General features: G+C 35.1%; 15 protein-coding genes. 12 read left to right on the top strand and 3 right to left on the bottom strand.

The annotated features are described in order from the left end of the window. The 12 genes from tsaE to MQX03_RS00365 all read left to right on the top strand — a co-directional run bounded on the left by tsaE (nt 1) and on the right by MQX03_RS00365 (nt 10,535). Nucleotides 1–408 (top strand): tRNA (adenosine(37)-N6)-threonylcarbamoyltransferase complex ATPase subunit type 1 TsaE, encoded by a 408-nt coding sequence (gene tsaE / locus MQX03_RS00420; protein WP_242800505.1) that lies wholly within the window; start codon nt 1–3, stop codon nt 406–408. 69 nt (nt 409–477) lie between these two features. Continuing rightward, nucleotides 478–1,671: an alanine dehydrogenase gene (locus tag MQX03_RS00415; RefSeq protein WP_242800503.1), complete on the top strand. Its 1,194-nt coding sequence runs from the start codon at nt 478–480 to the stop codon at nt 1,669–1,671. Further along, complete coding sequence (locus MQX03_RS00410; protein WP_242800501.1) at nt 1,671–2,042, top strand: hypothetical protein; 372 nt, start codon at nt 1,671–1,673, stop codon at nt 2,040–2,042. The genes MQX03_RS00415 and MQX03_RS00410 overlap by 1 nt, the downstream gene beginning before the upstream one ends. Before the next feature lie 9 nt (nt 2,043–2,051). Continuing rightward, on the top strand, nt 2,052–2,822 hold the full coding sequence (locus tag MQX03_RS00405; RefSeq protein ID WP_242800499.1) for a histidine kinase: 771 nt from the start codon (nt 2,052–2,054) through the stop codon (nt 2,820–2,822). After that, nucleotides 2,800–3,510: a LytR/AlgR family response regulator transcription factor gene (locus MQX03_RS00400; RefSeq protein WP_242800497.1), complete on the top strand. Its 711-nt coding sequence runs from the start codon at nt 2,800–2,802 to the stop codon at nt 3,508–3,510. The genes MQX03_RS00405 and MQX03_RS00400 overlap by 23 nt, the downstream gene beginning before the upstream one ends. 109 nt (nt 3,511–3,619) lie before the next feature. Then, complete coding sequence (locus tag MQX03_RS00395; protein ID WP_242800495.1) at nt 3,620–4,009, top strand: hypothetical protein; 390 nt, start codon at nt 3,620–3,622, stop codon at nt 4,007–4,009. Between the two features lie 104 nt (nt 4,010–4,113). Further along, nucleotides 4,114–6,396, top strand: coding sequence for a cation:proton antiporter (locus MQX03_RS00390; protein ID WP_242800493.1), 2,283 nt, complete (start codon nt 4,114–4,116; stop codon nt 6,394–6,396). Nucleotides 6,397–6,638: 242 nt separating this feature from the next. After that, the gene (locus MQX03_RS00385) at nt 6,639–7,484 is read left to right on the top strand and encodes a prephenate dehydrogenase (protein WP_242800491.1); all 846 of its coding nucleotides are present in this window, start codon (nt 6,639–6,641) and stop codon (nt 7,482–7,484) included. A 134-nt stretch (nt 7,485–7,618) separates the two neighbouring features. Next, nucleotides 7,619–7,885, top strand: a complete 267-nt coding sequence (locus tag MQX03_RS00380; protein ID WP_129536580.1) for a DUF2089 family protein — start codon at nt 7,619–7,621, stop codon at nt 7,883–7,885. 16 nt (nt 7,886–7,901) lie between these two features. Next, nucleotides 7,902–8,306, top strand: coding sequence for a PH domain-containing protein (locus MQX03_RS00375; protein ID WP_242800489.1), 405 nt, complete (start codon nt 7,902–7,904; stop codon nt 8,304–8,306). Between the two features lie 3 nt (nt 8,307–8,309). Continuing rightward, nucleotides 8,310–8,882, top strand: a complete 573-nt coding sequence (locus MQX03_RS00370; protein WP_242800487.1) for a YIP1 family protein — start codon at nt 8,310–8,312, stop codon at nt 8,880–8,882. A gap of 12 nt (nt 8,883–8,894) precedes the next feature. Beyond that, nucleotides 8,895–10,535 carry a serine hydrolase domain-containing protein gene (locus MQX03_RS00365; protein WP_242800485.1) on the top strand — a complete coding sequence of 547 codons (1,641 nt, stop codon included), beginning with the start codon at nt 8,895–8,897 and terminating at the stop codon, nt 10,533–10,535. 122 nt (nt 10,536–10,657) lie between these two features. Here MQX03_RS00365 and MQX03_RS00360 read toward each other — a convergent pair whose 3' ends face one another. From MQX03_RS00360 to MQX03_RS00350, 3 genes are all read right to left on the bottom strand, one after another. Continuing rightward, nucleotides 10,658–12,076, bottom strand: a complete 1,419-nt coding sequence (locus MQX03_RS00360; RefSeq protein ID WP_242800483.1) for an L-serine ammonia-lyase — start codon at nt 12,074–12,076, stop codon at nt 10,658–10,660. Nucleotides 12,077–12,349: 273 nt separating this feature from the next. Next, nucleotides 12,350–13,696, bottom strand: coding sequence for an ammonium transporter (locus MQX03_RS00355; RefSeq protein ID WP_242800481.1), 1,347 nt, complete (start codon nt 13,694–13,696; stop codon nt 12,350–12,352). A gap of 160 nt (nt 13,697–13,856) precedes the next feature. Continuing rightward, complete coding sequence (locus MQX03_RS00350) at nt 13,857–14,498, bottom strand: alpha/beta hydrolase (RefSeq protein WP_242800479.1); 642 nt, start codon at nt 14,496–14,498, stop codon at nt 13,857–13,859. Between the last annotated feature and the right edge of the window lie 209 nt (nt 14,499–14,707).

Genomic DNA, 14,707 nt, shown 5'->3' with positions numbered 1-14,707 from the left:
ATGCAATTTAATATTAAAAAGATAGAAGACTGGCAAGATGTTGTTGAAGAAATCCTTCCACAACTTCAACATCCGATTTTATTATTAAAAGGAAATTTAGGAGCCGGAAAAACTACATTTACTCAGTTTTTACTTAAAAATATAGGCAGTCCAGATGAAGTCAACTCCCCTACTTACTCTATTGTAAATGAATACAATACACCTAAAGGAAAAGTCTATCATTTTGATCTTTACCGACTAAAAAATATTGAAGAAGTCTTTGATATCGGTATCGAAGAATATCTCGACAATGCCTATCTGTGCATTATTGAATGGCCCGAAGTTTATGAAGAAGAACTATACGGACTAAAGTACCACACGATGAGCATCCACAATAACGGTGAAAGCAGAGAAATCAGTTTCGACTAAATATTATGTATCTTTGTCTAAGAAATCGATTGTATTATTAATTTTCTTTAAGTCATAATTGAATTTAAAATGAGTACCACAAATATTTTTACTCCTTTTTCCGAGGAAGAACTGATGCCAAAGGAGGAAAAGTTGGAAGTTATTAAAAAGGGCAAGCAATTCAGCATAGGAATTCCTAAAGAAACCTGTCTCAACGAAAGACGTACTTGTATAACACCCGACGCAGTGCAGGTTTTGATACAGCATGGTCATGAGATCATCGTAGAATCCGGTGCGGGACAAGGCTCATTTTTCACTGATCTTCAGTACTCAGAATCGGGGGCAATTATTACAAAGGATCCGAAAGAAGCCTTTGGTCAGGATTTGATTTTAAAAATCAATCCGCCTACAGATGAAGAAATTGATTATTTCAAACCGAATACCTATCTCGTTTCTGCTTTACAGATCAATCTTAGAGATAAAGATTATTTCCTGAAGTTAGCTGAGAAAAAAGTCAACGCTATTGCCTTTGAATTTATCGCTGATGAATACAAACAATTGGCTTTGGTAAGATTAATAGGCGAAATCGCAGGAACAGTTTCTATTTTATACGCCTCAGAATTACTAGCCTTATCAAATGGATTGATGCTTGGAGGAATTACAGGAGTAAGACCCGCAGAAGTTGTTGTTCTAGGCGCAGGAATCGTTGGAGAATTTGCAACAAAAGCTGCAATCGGTTTGGGAGCAAGTGTAAAAGTATTTGACAATTCATTATCTAAACTAAGGAGACTTCACACATTGGTTGACAGCAGAGTTCCCACTTCAATTATTGATCCTAAAGAATTAAGTAAAAGCTTAAGACGTGCAGATGTTGTCATTGGAGCTCTTCCAAGATTGAATATGCAGCCGATTGTCACCGAAGAGATGGTTTGCAAAATGAAAAAGGGCAGCGTCATCATCGATATTGCAATTGATTACGGCAAAGTAGTTGAAACGTCAGAACTGACTACAATGGAAGATCCTTACATCATCAAACATGGTGTTATCCATTGCGGACTTCCGAATCTGACCTCAAAAATGCCGAGAACAACCACGAAGGCAATCTCAAACTTTTTCCTTTCTTATATTCTAAATTACGATGTTGAGGGTGGTTTCGAAAATATGCTCATCCGCAAAAACGAAATGAAACAAAGTCTGTATATGTATAAGGGCAGACACACCAAGAAGGTAATCTGCGACCGTTTCGGACTTACTTATCATGATATCAATCTTTTAATTTTCTAATGAAAAAAATCAAATTCTTTTTAATCGGTCTCGTTCCAGGATTGGTTATTGTATTTTTCGTTCTTAATAAAAAAGGCGTAAGCTGCAGCGGATATCTACCCAACAGCCGTGTGATCGCTGAAACTTTATCTAAAGATTTTAAATATTCTGAAAGCTTCAAGACAGAAATGGCAGCTTTAAAAGTAGATGAAAAATTCTTAAAAGACAGCATCATCACGGAAGGAAAAGTAGATTTCGACAGAAGTCACGCTCAGAAAAAACCTTGTCCGGATTACCTAATTTCTTATCCGAAAGACAATCCTCGTTACGAAGTTTCATTCGAAAAATGTGCTGAAGAAGCTCAGTTATTAAGTTTAAAAAAAATAAAATAATCTACTGAGATGGACGGCAATTACTACATGATTCACGATTATCTGATTTTCGTTGGAGTTTTTGCCATATTCTTTTTTCTCACGGTCAGTATTTATTTATTCAGCCAAAATCAAATTTTCAGAAAGAGAAATACTAAACTTTCGGAAACCAATAAACTGATTGAGCAGCGATTAAATGAAGTTCAGCTAGAACATATTGGCACAAAACTAAATCCTCATTTGTTTAAAAACATCCTGAATTCGGTACAGTCTCACGCCTATCAAACGTATATGTCATTGGATAAACTGGCGAATGTTTTGGATTATATTTTATACGAAAGCAACAACAAATTTGTAAGCCCCAAAGAGGAATTCAGCTTTGCTTTGAGTTTAATTGAAATTAATAAAATTAAGATCAATCCGCTTTTTGATTTCAGAATTAAATCTAAAATTGATAAGTCTGATGCGATATATGAAGAAAAAGTTTTTGCACCTCTGATTTCTGTAGATTTAATTGAAAATGCCTTTAAACACACCGATTTTTTGGCTCAGGACTCTTTCATCGCCATTCATCTTGAGCTAGAAAACAGAATTTTTACAATGAAAGTCAGCAACAAAGCTTCCTTAAAAAATGTTTTGGAAAAAGAGCACAGCGGTTTTGGAAGTCAGTCTTTGGATCAACGTTTAAAAATGATTTACAACAATTTTTACACCCTTCAAAAAAGTTCAAAAAACGGTATCTTCACAGCCGAATTAACAATCAATTTAGGCGAATTCTATGATAAAATGCGTTATTCTTGATGATGAACTGCTTGCCATAAGTTATTTAAAACTTTTGTGCGAACAGATTGACAATGTAGAAGTTGTAAAAGCTTTTAATGATCCTAAAATTTTCCTGAGCGAAATAAATTCCATCGATTGTAACCTCTGTATTTTAGATATTGAAATGCCGGGAATGACTGGACTTCAGGTCGCAGAATTAATCTCAGATTCAAAAAAAATCATCTTCACAACAGCTTACAAAGAATACGCAGCTGAAGCATTTGACTTAAATGTGGTTGATTACGTTAGAAAACCAATAAAAAAAGAAAGACTGATTCAGGCCTTTGAAAAAGCGGCAGATTTATTCAGTCATCTTCCGCAGAAAGAATCTATCGAGTGGAACAGCAACATCGGAAAATCAACCATATTTACAGAGCAGATTGCTTATATTAAAACCTCAGAAATCGACAGTCGCGACAAAGATATTATCCTGAAAGATGGAACTACCATCGTGCTGAAAAATCTGAATTTCAAGTCGCTTTTAGAAATGTTGCCTTCCAAAGATTTTGCGCAGGTCAATAAAAAAGAAATCATCGCTTTATCATCCGTAAAAGTTTTGTCGACGAGTGAAATTATCACGACGATTCCCGCAGAAAACGATCATTATTTAAAATTACAGATTGGCGAAACCTATAAAAATTCACTGATGGAAAGATTCGGAAAATAGGATTTTTCAGACTTTTCAACTTTCACTGCATAATTTTGCTGTTTCATTACATTAACTTTAAACGGTTGTTTAATCAAACTATTTTTGCGTCCTGATTAAATAATGTACAATGAAAAAAATTCTATCCGTCTTTGGAATTCTTACATCCGCTCTACTCTTTTCGCAGGAAACTGATTCAAAAATAAAAGTTTCACTTTTTGATGGAATTGCCGTTGCAGGATATGTCGACCATGGTGCATTCATCAATTTCACAGGTCCGAACGTCAATTTCAAATATAAAAACACCAAAATGATGATCGGAATGTTACCTTCACTGAGAATTAAAGAAGACCAATCAACTGGAACAAAAAACTCACCGATTATGCCTACACTAGGAGTTGGTTTAGCAGTGATTTACAAAAAAGTAGCATTACAGATTCCGTTCTATTATAATACGAAAACATCCACAGACAATGGCGCTTGGAAAATGGGAATTGGGTTGGGCTACAGCTTCAGATAAGTTTCGTTACATTATTCTGTGCATTTATTACATTTCAAAAAAAACAACTTTTACCATCCGTTTATTCTTTAGAAATTAGCGTTCAAATAAAATGATTATTGATTATGGGGAAATACAAAAATATTATCTTTTATATCAGTACCATCGCATTCTTTTCATGCTTGATGTACTGGTTTTTTATCGAAGGAAAAACTTTAGAAATAGGAGAAAATATTGCTCCAAGTAAAGCGACAGGATCTACGATGTGGGAGAATTTCACCGATTCTTTTATGACGAATCTTCATCATCCACTCGCACTTTTATTAGCTCAGATTGTGACCATCATTCTTGTCGCAAAACTATTTGGCTGGATTTGCGTTAAACTAAAACAACCTTCCGTGATTGGTGAAATGATTGCCGGAATCGTTTTGGGACCTTCACTTTTTGGACTTTATTTCCCAGAACTTTCGGCATTCATTTTCCCTAAAGAGTCACTTGGGAATTTACAGTTCTTGAGTCAGATTGGTTTGATACTTTTCATGTACATCGTTGGGATGGAGCTTGATTTAAGCGTTCTACGTAAAAAAGCACACGATGCAGTGGTCATCAGCCATGCAAGTATTATTTTCCCTTTTGCTTTAGGAGTAGGACTTTCTTATTTTATTTATAAAGAATTTGCTCCGGAGGGAATTCAGTTCAGTTCATTTGCTTTGTTTATTGCCATTGCGATGAGCATCACAGCCTTTCCGGTTTTGGCAAGAATTGTTCAGGAAAGAAATCTTCATAAGACAAAAATTGGGACAGTCGTTATAACTTGCGCCGCTGCAGATGATATTACGGCGTGGTGTATTTTGGCAGCTGTAATTGCGGTTGTAAAAGCAGGATCGTTCTCAGGTTCAGTATTTGTTATTTTAATGGCGATATTGTATGTCTTTTTTATGATTAAAGCCGTACGACCTTTCTTACACCGAATTGCTGAATCGCAAAAAGGCAAAGGTTTTATCAGCAAACCATTGGTTGCTGTATTTTTCCTAATCTTAATTATTTCATCATACGCAACAGAAGTTATCGGAATTCACGCTCTCTTCGGAGCATTTATGGCAGGAGCAATTATGCCAGAAAATGTGAAATTCAGAAATCTTTTCATTGAAAAAATTGAAGATGTTGCTTTGGTTTTATTGCTTCCTTTATTCTTTGTATTTACGGGATTGCGTACTCAGATTGGTTTGTTAAATGATCCCCACCTTTGGAAAATCGGCGGCTTCATTATACTAACTGCTGTTACCGGAAAATTTGTAGGAAGTGCACTGACTTCAAAATTCCTCAAAATGAGCTGGAAAGACAGTCTCACCATTGGAGCATTGATGAATACGAGAGGGCTCACAGAATTAATTGTACTAAATATTGGTTATGATTTAGGCGTTTTAGGTCCGGAATTATTTGCAATGTTGGTCATCATGGCATTATTTACCACTTTCATGACCGGCCCTTGCCTTGATCTTATCAATTATCTTTTTAGAGGAAAAAAATCGACAATGGACGATGAAGAACAGGAAAATGATGATGCAAAATATAAAGTTCTCTTATCTTTTGACACTGCCGAATCCGGAAGTACATTATTAAGATTAGCCGACAATTTCACTCACAAAATGAACGGAAACAAAAGCGTAACCGCGATGAATATCGCGCCGGTAGATGAATTGCACGCTTTTGATATTGAAAATTTTGAAAAAGAACAATTTAAAAAAGTAATCCAAACCTCAGATGAACTTCAGTTGGAAGTGACCACCCTTTTCAAAGCTTCAACTGATATTGAAAGTGATCTGACCAGCATTTCAAACAAAGGAAATTACGATTTACTTTTAATCATGCTCGGGAAATCGATGTATGAAGGAAGTTTACTCGGAAGACTTTTAGGCTTTACCACAAAAATCATCAACCCGGAAAAATTACTGAATACAGTAAAAGGGAAAAGTTATATTTTCAACAACTCTCCTTTTGATGATTTCACCTTGCAGATTTTAGATAAAACAAATATTCCGGTGGGTGTTTTGGTTGAAAAAGAATTTACTTCAGCCGAAAAAGTATTTGTTCCCATTTTCAATTTAAGCGATTTTTATCTGCTTGAATATGCGAAAAGATTGATCAACAATAACAATTCACAGATTATTATTTTGGATGTTGCCGGACAGATAAGAAGCAACATTGAGGTAAAAGAGCTCATCAGAAGTATCGAACAGGTTGCACCCAATCACATCACTTTATATAACGAGAAAAAAATTGAGAAGGAATTTTTAAACTCACAGGATCTTATGCTAATCAGCAAAAAAAGCTGGCGAGGTCTTATCGACTCAAAAAGTCTTTGGCTTTCAGACATTCCCTCAACATTGATTATCTCTAATCCGTAATATTTTTAACTAATCATCAATTAGTACTCATACATTAAACGATTAAATTTTTTAAAGATCAAACCCAAAAGTTTGGTCTTTTTTATTTCAAAGAAACAAAAAATTACTATCTTCGCTTTGTGATTAACAAAAACAGAACATATTATTATAGAATTTTCAGCTCAGATTTGGGATAGAGATTCTTGTTATATAACTTAAAACCTCGTCCTCGGACGGGGTTTTTATTTTTAAATTAAAACAAAATGAAAATAGGTATCATTGGTGTCGGATTGATTGGTGGCTCAATCGCATTAAAATTAAAAGAAAAAAAAGCGGTCGATTTCATCTATGGAATTGATAACAATAAAGATAATCTAAAAGAAGCTTTGGCTTTAAACATCATCGATGAACAAGCAGATTTTGAATATGGAATTAAAAATTCAGATTTAATTATCATTGCGATTCCTGTGGATGCGGCAAGAAAAATTCTGCCTAAGGTTTTAGATATAATTTCAGAATCACAAACCGTGATGGATGTTGGTTCTACGAAAGCAGGAATTGTCAACTCGGTAAAAAATCATCCAATGAGATCAAGATTTGTCGCTTTCCACCCAATGTGGGGAACGGAAAATCACGGGCCAAAATCTGCAATTGCAGAGAGTTTTTCGGGAAAAGCCGGAGTAATTTGTGATCTTGAAGATTCTGCAGAAGATGCGTTAAAATTGGTTCAAACCATTGTTGAAAAATTAGATATGCATTTAATTTACATGAATGCTGAAGCACATGATCTTCACACTGCTTACATTTCACATATTTCGCACATCACCTCTTATGCGCTTGCCAATACGGTTTTGGAGAAAGAAAAGGAAGAGGAAACTATTTTTCAATTGGCAAGTTCTGGTTTTTCGAGTACAGTTCGTCTCGCAAAGTCTCATCCGGAAATGTGGGTTCCCATCTTTAAACAAAATAAAGAGAATGTCTTGGATGTTTTGAACGAGCATATTTCTCAATTAAAAAAATTCAAATCTGCTTTGGAAAAAGAGAACTTTGAATATCTCGGTGAACTCATAGAAAATGCAAACAAAATACGTGGAATCTTAGATAAATAAATTTTCACTTAAATCTTAATTAAACTTCTTTCGGGAAGTTTTTTTCATGTCAAATTTCACAACAACCTTTAACTTTATTAAAAAATATTTTAACTTTATTAAAATTATTATTACTTTTACAGAAATAAAACTCAATGAAGTTACCCATTATTTGTCCGAGTTGCGATCACACACTTCAGGTAAGTCAGATGAAATGCCCTGACTGCAAAACTGAAGTCAACGGAAATTACGAGCTTCCGGTACTTCTGAAATTGGCACGGGACGAGCAGGATTTTATTCTCAATTTTTTTCTTTCCAGCGGAAGTATCAAGGAAATGGCAAAACAAGCTGAACTCTCCTATCCGACCATGAGAAACAAAATGGATGATTTGATTGAAAAAATAAAAAGATTAAACGGTTAATAATAAAAATCTATCTATGAAAAATATACCTGCAAGAATTGGTTGGGAATTGATGCTTCCTATTTTTCTGATTATTTTGTTGCCGATTTCTCTGGATGTGAAAAATGGAAATTGGGAAATTGTATTAGTGCCATGTGCGATTTTCGTAGCGATACTATTATTGATGCTGACCATTCGGTATAAGATTGATGCTGAGTTTTTGTATGTGAAAAATTCAATTTTCGGAACCACAAAAATCAAGGTAAATGATATTTACAAAATAGAAAAAACCGGAAATATGATTTCTTCGCCGGCTCCCAGTATTATCGGGAGAGTAGAAATTTATTTCACAAATGGAAGCATCATTATATCTCCTAAAAACTTCAGTGATTTTGAAAATGATTTGCTTAAAATAAATCCCAACATTATTGTAAAAAAATAAAACATGACCTGGAAAACTATTTTTAATCCTTTTGAAAAGTTCGATGACAAGGCTTTATTTATTATCGGTATTATTTTCTTCCTACTTACGATCCCGCTTTGCTTTTGGACGAACACATGTTTTATAAGCATATACAGAATCGCACCGTTTACGACAAATAATTTATATGATTTAATTCTCCCTACTTTTATAAGTTTTGCAGTAATGATCACTGTTCTGTTTCTACTTGGCAAAGTTTTTTACCGTAAAACAAGAATAATTGACATCGCAAATGCCGTTCTTATTTCGCAGATTCCTCTTATCATTCTTATACCTTTTGAGGGAATTAATTTTGTGAAAAATACAATAGAAAATGTGGCCAACTATCAACAGCAGCCAACCGAAGTGTTTCCTTTTGTAGATTTTTTGGTTATGATTTTATATACAATAGCAAATGTAGGTTGCCTGATATACAGTATAGCAATTTTCTACAACGGATTTAAAACAGCAACAAATATTAAAAAATGGCAACATACAGTAATATTCTGCATCGTAACATTTGTTACTGTAATGATATGCCAAACACTTAACAACTAAACATTTAATTCAATGAAAACCAAACTATTACTCGTGCTGATTTTATTAGCACAGAATTTTTACGGCCAGGAAATTACAGGCTCATGGAAAGGAGAACTTGATCTTGGTGGGATGACTCTCCCATTAATTCTCGACGTTACGAAAGAGAATAACAGCTACGTTTCAACAGCGAAAAGCCCAAAGCAGGGCAATCAAATCATTAACGTTGATAAAACTGAATTCATCAATAATGAATTGGTTTTTGAAATGAAAGCGCTTAATGCATCTTATAAAGGACAATTTAAAGCAGACCATTTTGAGGGAACTTTTTCGCAAAATTCAAAATCTTTTCCTCTCAATTTTTACAAAGATGATGGCAAAGAAAAACCTATAGCAAAAGTTTTAATATCAAAAGACATCAAAAAAGCTGAAATTAATACGGCTAAAATTGATGATTTTTTGAACTACATTACCCAAAATAAACAAGGAATCGGGAGCATCACTCTCTTCAAAGACGGAAAAGAAATCTATCAGAAAAACTTCGGACAAGACCAATTACCTAATGTAAAATGGGATTCTAATACAGGTTACCAAATTGGCTCAGTCAGTAAACTTTTTACTGCAATTATGCTGATGCAATTGGAAGAAAAAGGAAAACTAAATCTTAATGATAAACTGTCAAAGTATTATCCTGACGCTCCCAATGCCAATAAAATTACTTTAGAACACATCATGAACCATACAAGCGGATTGGGAGATTATGTCAGCTCATGGTTATTTGGAAAATCTGTTGGTGACAAAGCAATTCTTGACACGATAAGAAAACACGGAGTTGAGTTTCAACCGGGAGAGAAAGAAAGATACTCAAATTCGGGTTACTATCTATTAAGCAGAATTCTAGAGGATGTTTCTAAGAAACCTTACAATGTTTTATTGAAAGAAAATATCACCAGTAAAGCCAATATGAAAAACACTTTTTCAGTTTTAGATAATCAAAAAAACATCTTCAAATCGTACGAAAGCACCACCGGAAAATGGATGGAGGTAGAAGATTTTGATTTCCGTAACTGTATTGGTTTGGGAGACATTACTTCTACAACCCATGATTTGAGCTTATTCATTAATGCTTTATTCGATTATAAATTTGTAAAAAAAGAAACATTAGACAGAATGCTTCCGAAAGGTGAAAAACCATTTGGGTTAGGTATAATGAAAGCGCCGTTTTATAACAAAGTTTCTTATGGACATGGTGGTGATACTGCCGGAACCCACACACTTGTTTCTTACAGTCCGACTGAAAACTATTCTATAGCAACAGTTATTAACGGTGAAAAATTATCACACGGAAAGATATTTTTAGGAATTGTAAGCCTTATTTATGATCAGGAATATGAATATCCAAAATTTACAGAGCTGAAAAAAGCCTCTGAAAAAGAATTACAAAAATATGAGGGTAATTATTATTCAAAAGAGACTAAGTTGGACTTTAAAATCTTCATAAAAGAAGAAATCCTTTTTGCCCAATTAACTGATCAACCGTCATTTCCTTTAGAATATGTGGAAGGAAATAAATTTAAATATGATAATGCTGGTGTAGAAATTATTTTCTCTCCGGAAAACAAACAATTAAGCCTTATCCAGAACGGGAATACACTTGTTTTTGATAAGAAATAAACAGCCAAATAAAAAAGATGCCGACGTTTTCAATGAAACGTCGGCATCTTTTACTAAAAACGTCCTGAGGTTTTAAGCAAAACGTCAGAACGTTTTTAAATTAAGCCCTGTTGTATCTTATTTTAACATTCCGGTACATTCACGGCAATAGCTAAACCACCCTCAGAAGTTTCTTTGAAACGATCGTTCATCGACAACGCTGTTTCCCACATCGTCTGAATCACCTGATCCAAACTCACCTTCGCTTTTGTAGGATCACTTTCAAGAGCAATATTCGCTGCAGTAATTGCTTTTATTGCACCCATCGTATTTCTTTCAATACAAGGAATCTGTACCAAACCTTTAATCGGATCACACGTCAATCCTAAATGATGTTCCATCGCAATTTCTGCTGCCATCAATACCTGACCTACGCTTCCGCCTAATATTTCGGTTAAACCTGCCGCAGCCATCGCTGATGACACCCCTATTTCTGCCTGACAGCCTCCCATCGCTGCAGAAATAGTTGCGTTTTTCTTAAATAAAGTTCCGATTTCTCCTGCGACCAATAAAAATCTCGCAATGTCATCGTCACTCGTGTAAGGTGTAAAAGCCTGCGCATACATTAAAACTGCCGGAATCACTCCACTTGCTCCATTGGTTGGCGCAGTAATGATACGTCCGAAACTTGCGTTCTCTTCATTCACTGCTAACGCAAAACACGCGATCCATTTATTGATATTGGTAAAGTTTTCTTCGGCGTCAACAACTTGCTGAAACCATTCATCTTTATTTTTGTAAATCTGTTCGCCCAATAATTTTCGGTTCATTCCGGCCGCACGGCGGGTAACATTGAGTCCGCCCGGCAAAATGCCTTCTTTATTGACCCCTTTATAAATACATTCTTTGATATTTTCCCATATATTCAGAGCTTCAGATCTTGTCTCTTCCTGCGTTCTCCAGCTTTCTTCGTTGATTAAAATAAGATCTGACATTTTATCAAAACCTAATTTTTCACAATATTTTACGATATCTGAACCGTGATGACAAGGATAAATTGTACGAACACACTGTTTCTCAATCGAGTTTTTTTCCTGACTAGCGATAAATCCACCACCTACAGAATAAAAGTCCTGAACGAGCTCTGTGCCGTCTTCAAAGACAGCTTTAAAAATCATTCCGTTGGGATGAAAGTCTAAAGATTTAGACATATTAAGCACCAAATGATGCCCGTAAACAAAAGGAATTTCTTTTTCTCCACCTAAATTAAGAATCTCAGACGTTTTGATATGATGAACGATTTCGTCAATCTTTGAAGTATTGATAGTTTTAAAATCTTCACCATTTAAACCCAACATTCCGGCGATATCTGTGCCGTGACCTATTCCCGTTTTTGCCAGTGAACCGAAGAATTCCAGAAAGACTTCTTTCACCTCAGCGATTGACCGTTCTCTTTTTATAATTCTGATAAATGCCGAAGCAGCATTCCAAGGGCCCATTGTGTGTGAACTGGAAGGCCCAATTCCTACTTTTATAATCTCAAAAACCGATATAGATTCCATACGTGATTTTCATTTTCATGAAGAGCAAATATACACGATAAATTCTAAAGAAATGAAATGTCAGAAATGGTTTATCACTAAATCTAAAACAAACAAATTTCCCATTTTATAAACATCTCTTGAACTCTGCACAGACTACGCAGCCCGACTTGAACGGAGCTCTTTTTGCCGGAGCGAGGCGGAGGCAAAAAAGCGGGAGCCCTTCGACAAGCTCAGGATAAATTACAGGCGGATAAAGCTGCCCTAATAAAAATCACTATAATTAAAACTAAACTACCATTTCAGGCTTTCTTCATGCTGAGACATATCCAATCCTATATTTTCTGACTCCTCAGAAACTCTGAGCGTGATAATTCTGTTGGTGATTTTATACAAAAGTAATGACCCAAAAAACGTGAATACAGAAACCAAAACTAAAGCAATCATGTGATGGGTAAAAACTCCGATTCCGCCGTGAAGAAGACTTGCATTTTCACCGTGGGCAAAGATTGCAGTCAAAATCATTCCCATAATTCCTCCTACTCCATGACAGGCAAAAACGTCTAAAGTATCGTCGATTTTCTTTAATGCTTTCCAATTCATCATGAGATTAGAAACGATCGCAGCCGCAAATCCTATAAAAAGACTTTCTTGAATGGAAACAAAACCGCACGCAGGAGTGATGGCCACCAAACCCACAACAGCACCGATACAAGCTCCCAACGCAGAAACTTTCCTTCCGTTGATTCTGTCAAAGAAGATCCATGTCATCATTGCGGAAGCTGAAGCAATGGTTGTCGTTCCGAAAGCTATTGCTGCCGTTGCGTTGGCACTTAAAGCCGAACCGGCATTGAAACCAAACCAGCCAAACCAAAGCATTCCTGTACCTAAAATGACATATGGAATATTTGAAGGCTCATGATGCGGGGTTTTTCTTCGCCCTAAAACGATAGCACCCGCCAAAGCAGCAAAACCTGCACTCATGTGAACTACGGTTCCACCTGCAAAATCTTTAACTCCGAAAAATTTATTTAAAAGGCCTTCAGGATGCCAAACCATATGGCAGAGTGGCGTATAGATAAAAAGACTAAACAAAACCATAAAAACCAGATACGAAATAAACCGAACTCTTTCAGCAAATGAACCCGTAATCAAAGCTGGTGTGATCACTGCAAATTTCATCTGAAACAATGCAAATAAGATGAAAGGAATCGTGGAAGCCATCGTTTTGTGAGGATAAACACTCACATGATTAAAAAATGGATAGGTAAAAGGGTTTCCGATAATCCCATAATGCTCACCATTGATTTCAAAACCGATAGAATCTCCGAAAGACAGAGAAAAACCAACCACAATCCATAAAATAGAAATAACTCCTAAAGCAATAAAACTTTGCAGCATGGTAGAAATCATGTTCTTTTTGCCGACCATTCCACCGTAGAAGAAGGACAGTCCGGGAGTCATGAGAAGAACGAGTCCGGCTGCAGCCAAAATCCACGCTACATCTGAACCGACAATATTTTCTTCGCCTAAAAAATCTCCGGTGTTTGGAAAATCAACGCTGGGCTTCCAAAAAAGTCCGCCAATGGCTACCAAAGAAATTATTATAAATGAAACTTTCCATTTTAAACCAACTTTCATAGAATCTAATTTTTAGAGGGTATTTGAAATAACTTAATTTAAATTTTAAAAGCTATTTCATTATTTTTCAATTCAACCCCTACAAAATTAAATATAAATTCTAATAAATAAGCATTAAAAATAAATTAACCCCAATAAAAATTAGGGTTAATTTTAAAATTTAAATAAAAATTTTATTTAACAAAGTTGAAACTTCTTTATATTTGGTTGCGGGAAAAAGATGGGTTCCGCCTTTAATAATATAATTGGGTTTTGAATTTTTAATTGGGAAAACAATATCCCGATCTCCTAGAATCTGAATAACATTTGGGTTTTCTTCAAATTTCCACTCTGAAATTCTTTCGACAGACCATTTTAGATAATATGGATCACGTACTCTAAAATATTGTGTAATTCGTGGATTTTTAGGATCAAACATTTTTCTTACCACAGAATAGAAAGTTGTAGTTCGGTCACTGAAAAAGCTTATAGGCATTATTTTGGGAATTCGAGTGATTTCTCCAGCTTTTATCAATCGGGATTTCTCTTTATCAGATTTAATGCTTCCCATGATGACTACTTTTTCGGCGGGCTTCAATTTATTCAATTCCTGTACCATAATTCCGCCAAATGAATACCCTAATAAATAGAACGGTTCGGTTGTATCTATTTTCTCAGCCATTCTGCCAACATAATCCGCAAAACTTTCATCCAGCTCGGGAATCATCCAGTCGATGAAGACGATTTCATGTTGTTCGGGGAATTTTAGTTTTTCTAAAACTTTAAAATCTGCTCCCAAACCACTTACTACATATATTTTCATCTTGTATTTTTAAATTTTGTCTAATTTTTATTTTTAATGATTAATATTTTAAACGCAAAGCTCGCTAAGATTTTTTAAATACTAACTGTCTTTAAGTTCGCAAAGGCGTTCCACTCAGCAAAGTTCTCAAGGATTTTTGACTAATTATTAATACATATGGTTTTCGTATTACTAAAATAAAAAAAATGCACAACTTAATAAAAGCTGTG

It is taken from the genome of Chryseobacterium aahli, assembly GCF_022699665.1.
Lineage (GTDB): Bacteria > Bacteroidota > Bacteroidia > Flavobacteriales > Weeksellaceae > Chryseobacterium > Chryseobacterium aahli.
Note: the sequence above shows the minus strand (reverse complement) of the source record. Positions and strands in the feature narration are given on the sequence as shown.

What these genes read in the sequence shown, in the direction of transcription:
- MQX03_RS00365 (WP_242800485.1), top strand. Translation starts at nt 8,895, where the DNA reads ATGAAAACCAAACTATTACTCGTGCTGATTTTATTAGCACAGAATTTT.
- MQX03_RS00390 (WP_242800493.1), top strand. Translation starts at nt 4,114, where the DNA reads ATGGGGAAATACAAAAATATTATCTTTTATATCAGTACCATCGCATTC.
- MQX03_RS00350 (WP_242800479.1), bottom strand. Translation starts at nt 14,498, where the DNA reads ATGAAAATATATGTAGTAAGTGGTTTGGGAGCAGATTTTAAAGTTTTA.
- MQX03_RS00375 (WP_242800489.1), top strand. Translation starts at nt 7,902, where the DNA reads ATGAAAAATATACCTGCAAGAATTGGTTGGGAATTGATGCTTCCTATT.
- MQX03_RS00415 (WP_242800503.1), top strand. Translation starts at nt 478, where the DNA reads ATGAGTACCACAAATATTTTTACTCCTTTTTCCGAGGAAGAACTGATG.
- MQX03_RS00380 (WP_129536580.1), top strand. Translation starts at nt 7,619, where the DNA reads ATGAAGTTACCCATTATTTGTCCGAGTTGCGATCACACACTTCAGGTA.
- MQX03_RS00400 (WP_242800497.1), top strand. Translation starts at nt 2,800, where the DNA reads ATGATAAAATGCGTTATTCTTGATGATGAACTGCTTGCCATAAGTTAT.
- MQX03_RS00360 (WP_242800483.1), bottom strand. Translation starts at nt 12,076, where the DNA reads ATGGAATCTATATCGGTTTTTGAGATTATAAAAGTAGGAATTGGGCCT.
- MQX03_RS00395 (WP_242800495.1), top strand. Translation starts at nt 3,620, where the DNA reads ATGAAAAAAATTCTATCCGTCTTTGGAATTCTTACATCCGCTCTACTC.
- MQX03_RS00355 (WP_242800481.1), bottom strand. Translation starts at nt 13,696, where the DNA reads ATGAAAGTTGGTTTAAAATGGAAAGTTTCATTTATAATAATTTCTTTG.
- tsaE (WP_242800505.1), top strand. Translation starts at nt 1, where the DNA reads ATGCAATTTAATATTAAAAAGATAGAAGACTGGCAAGATGTTGTTGAA.
- MQX03_RS00385 (WP_242800491.1), top strand. Translation starts at nt 6,639, where the DNA reads ATGAAAATAGGTATCATTGGTGTCGGATTGATTGGTGGCTCAATCGCA.
- MQX03_RS00410 (WP_242800501.1), top strand. Translation starts at nt 1,671, where the DNA reads ATGAAAAAAATCAAATTCTTTTTAATCGGTCTCGTTCCAGGATTGGTT.
- MQX03_RS00405 (WP_242800499.1), top strand. Translation starts at nt 2,052, where the DNA reads ATGGACGGCAATTACTACATGATTCACGATTATCTGATTTTCGTTGGA.
- MQX03_RS00370 (WP_242800487.1), top strand. Translation starts at nt 8,310, where the DNA reads ATGACCTGGAAAACTATTTTTAATCCTTTTGAAAAGTTCGATGACAAG.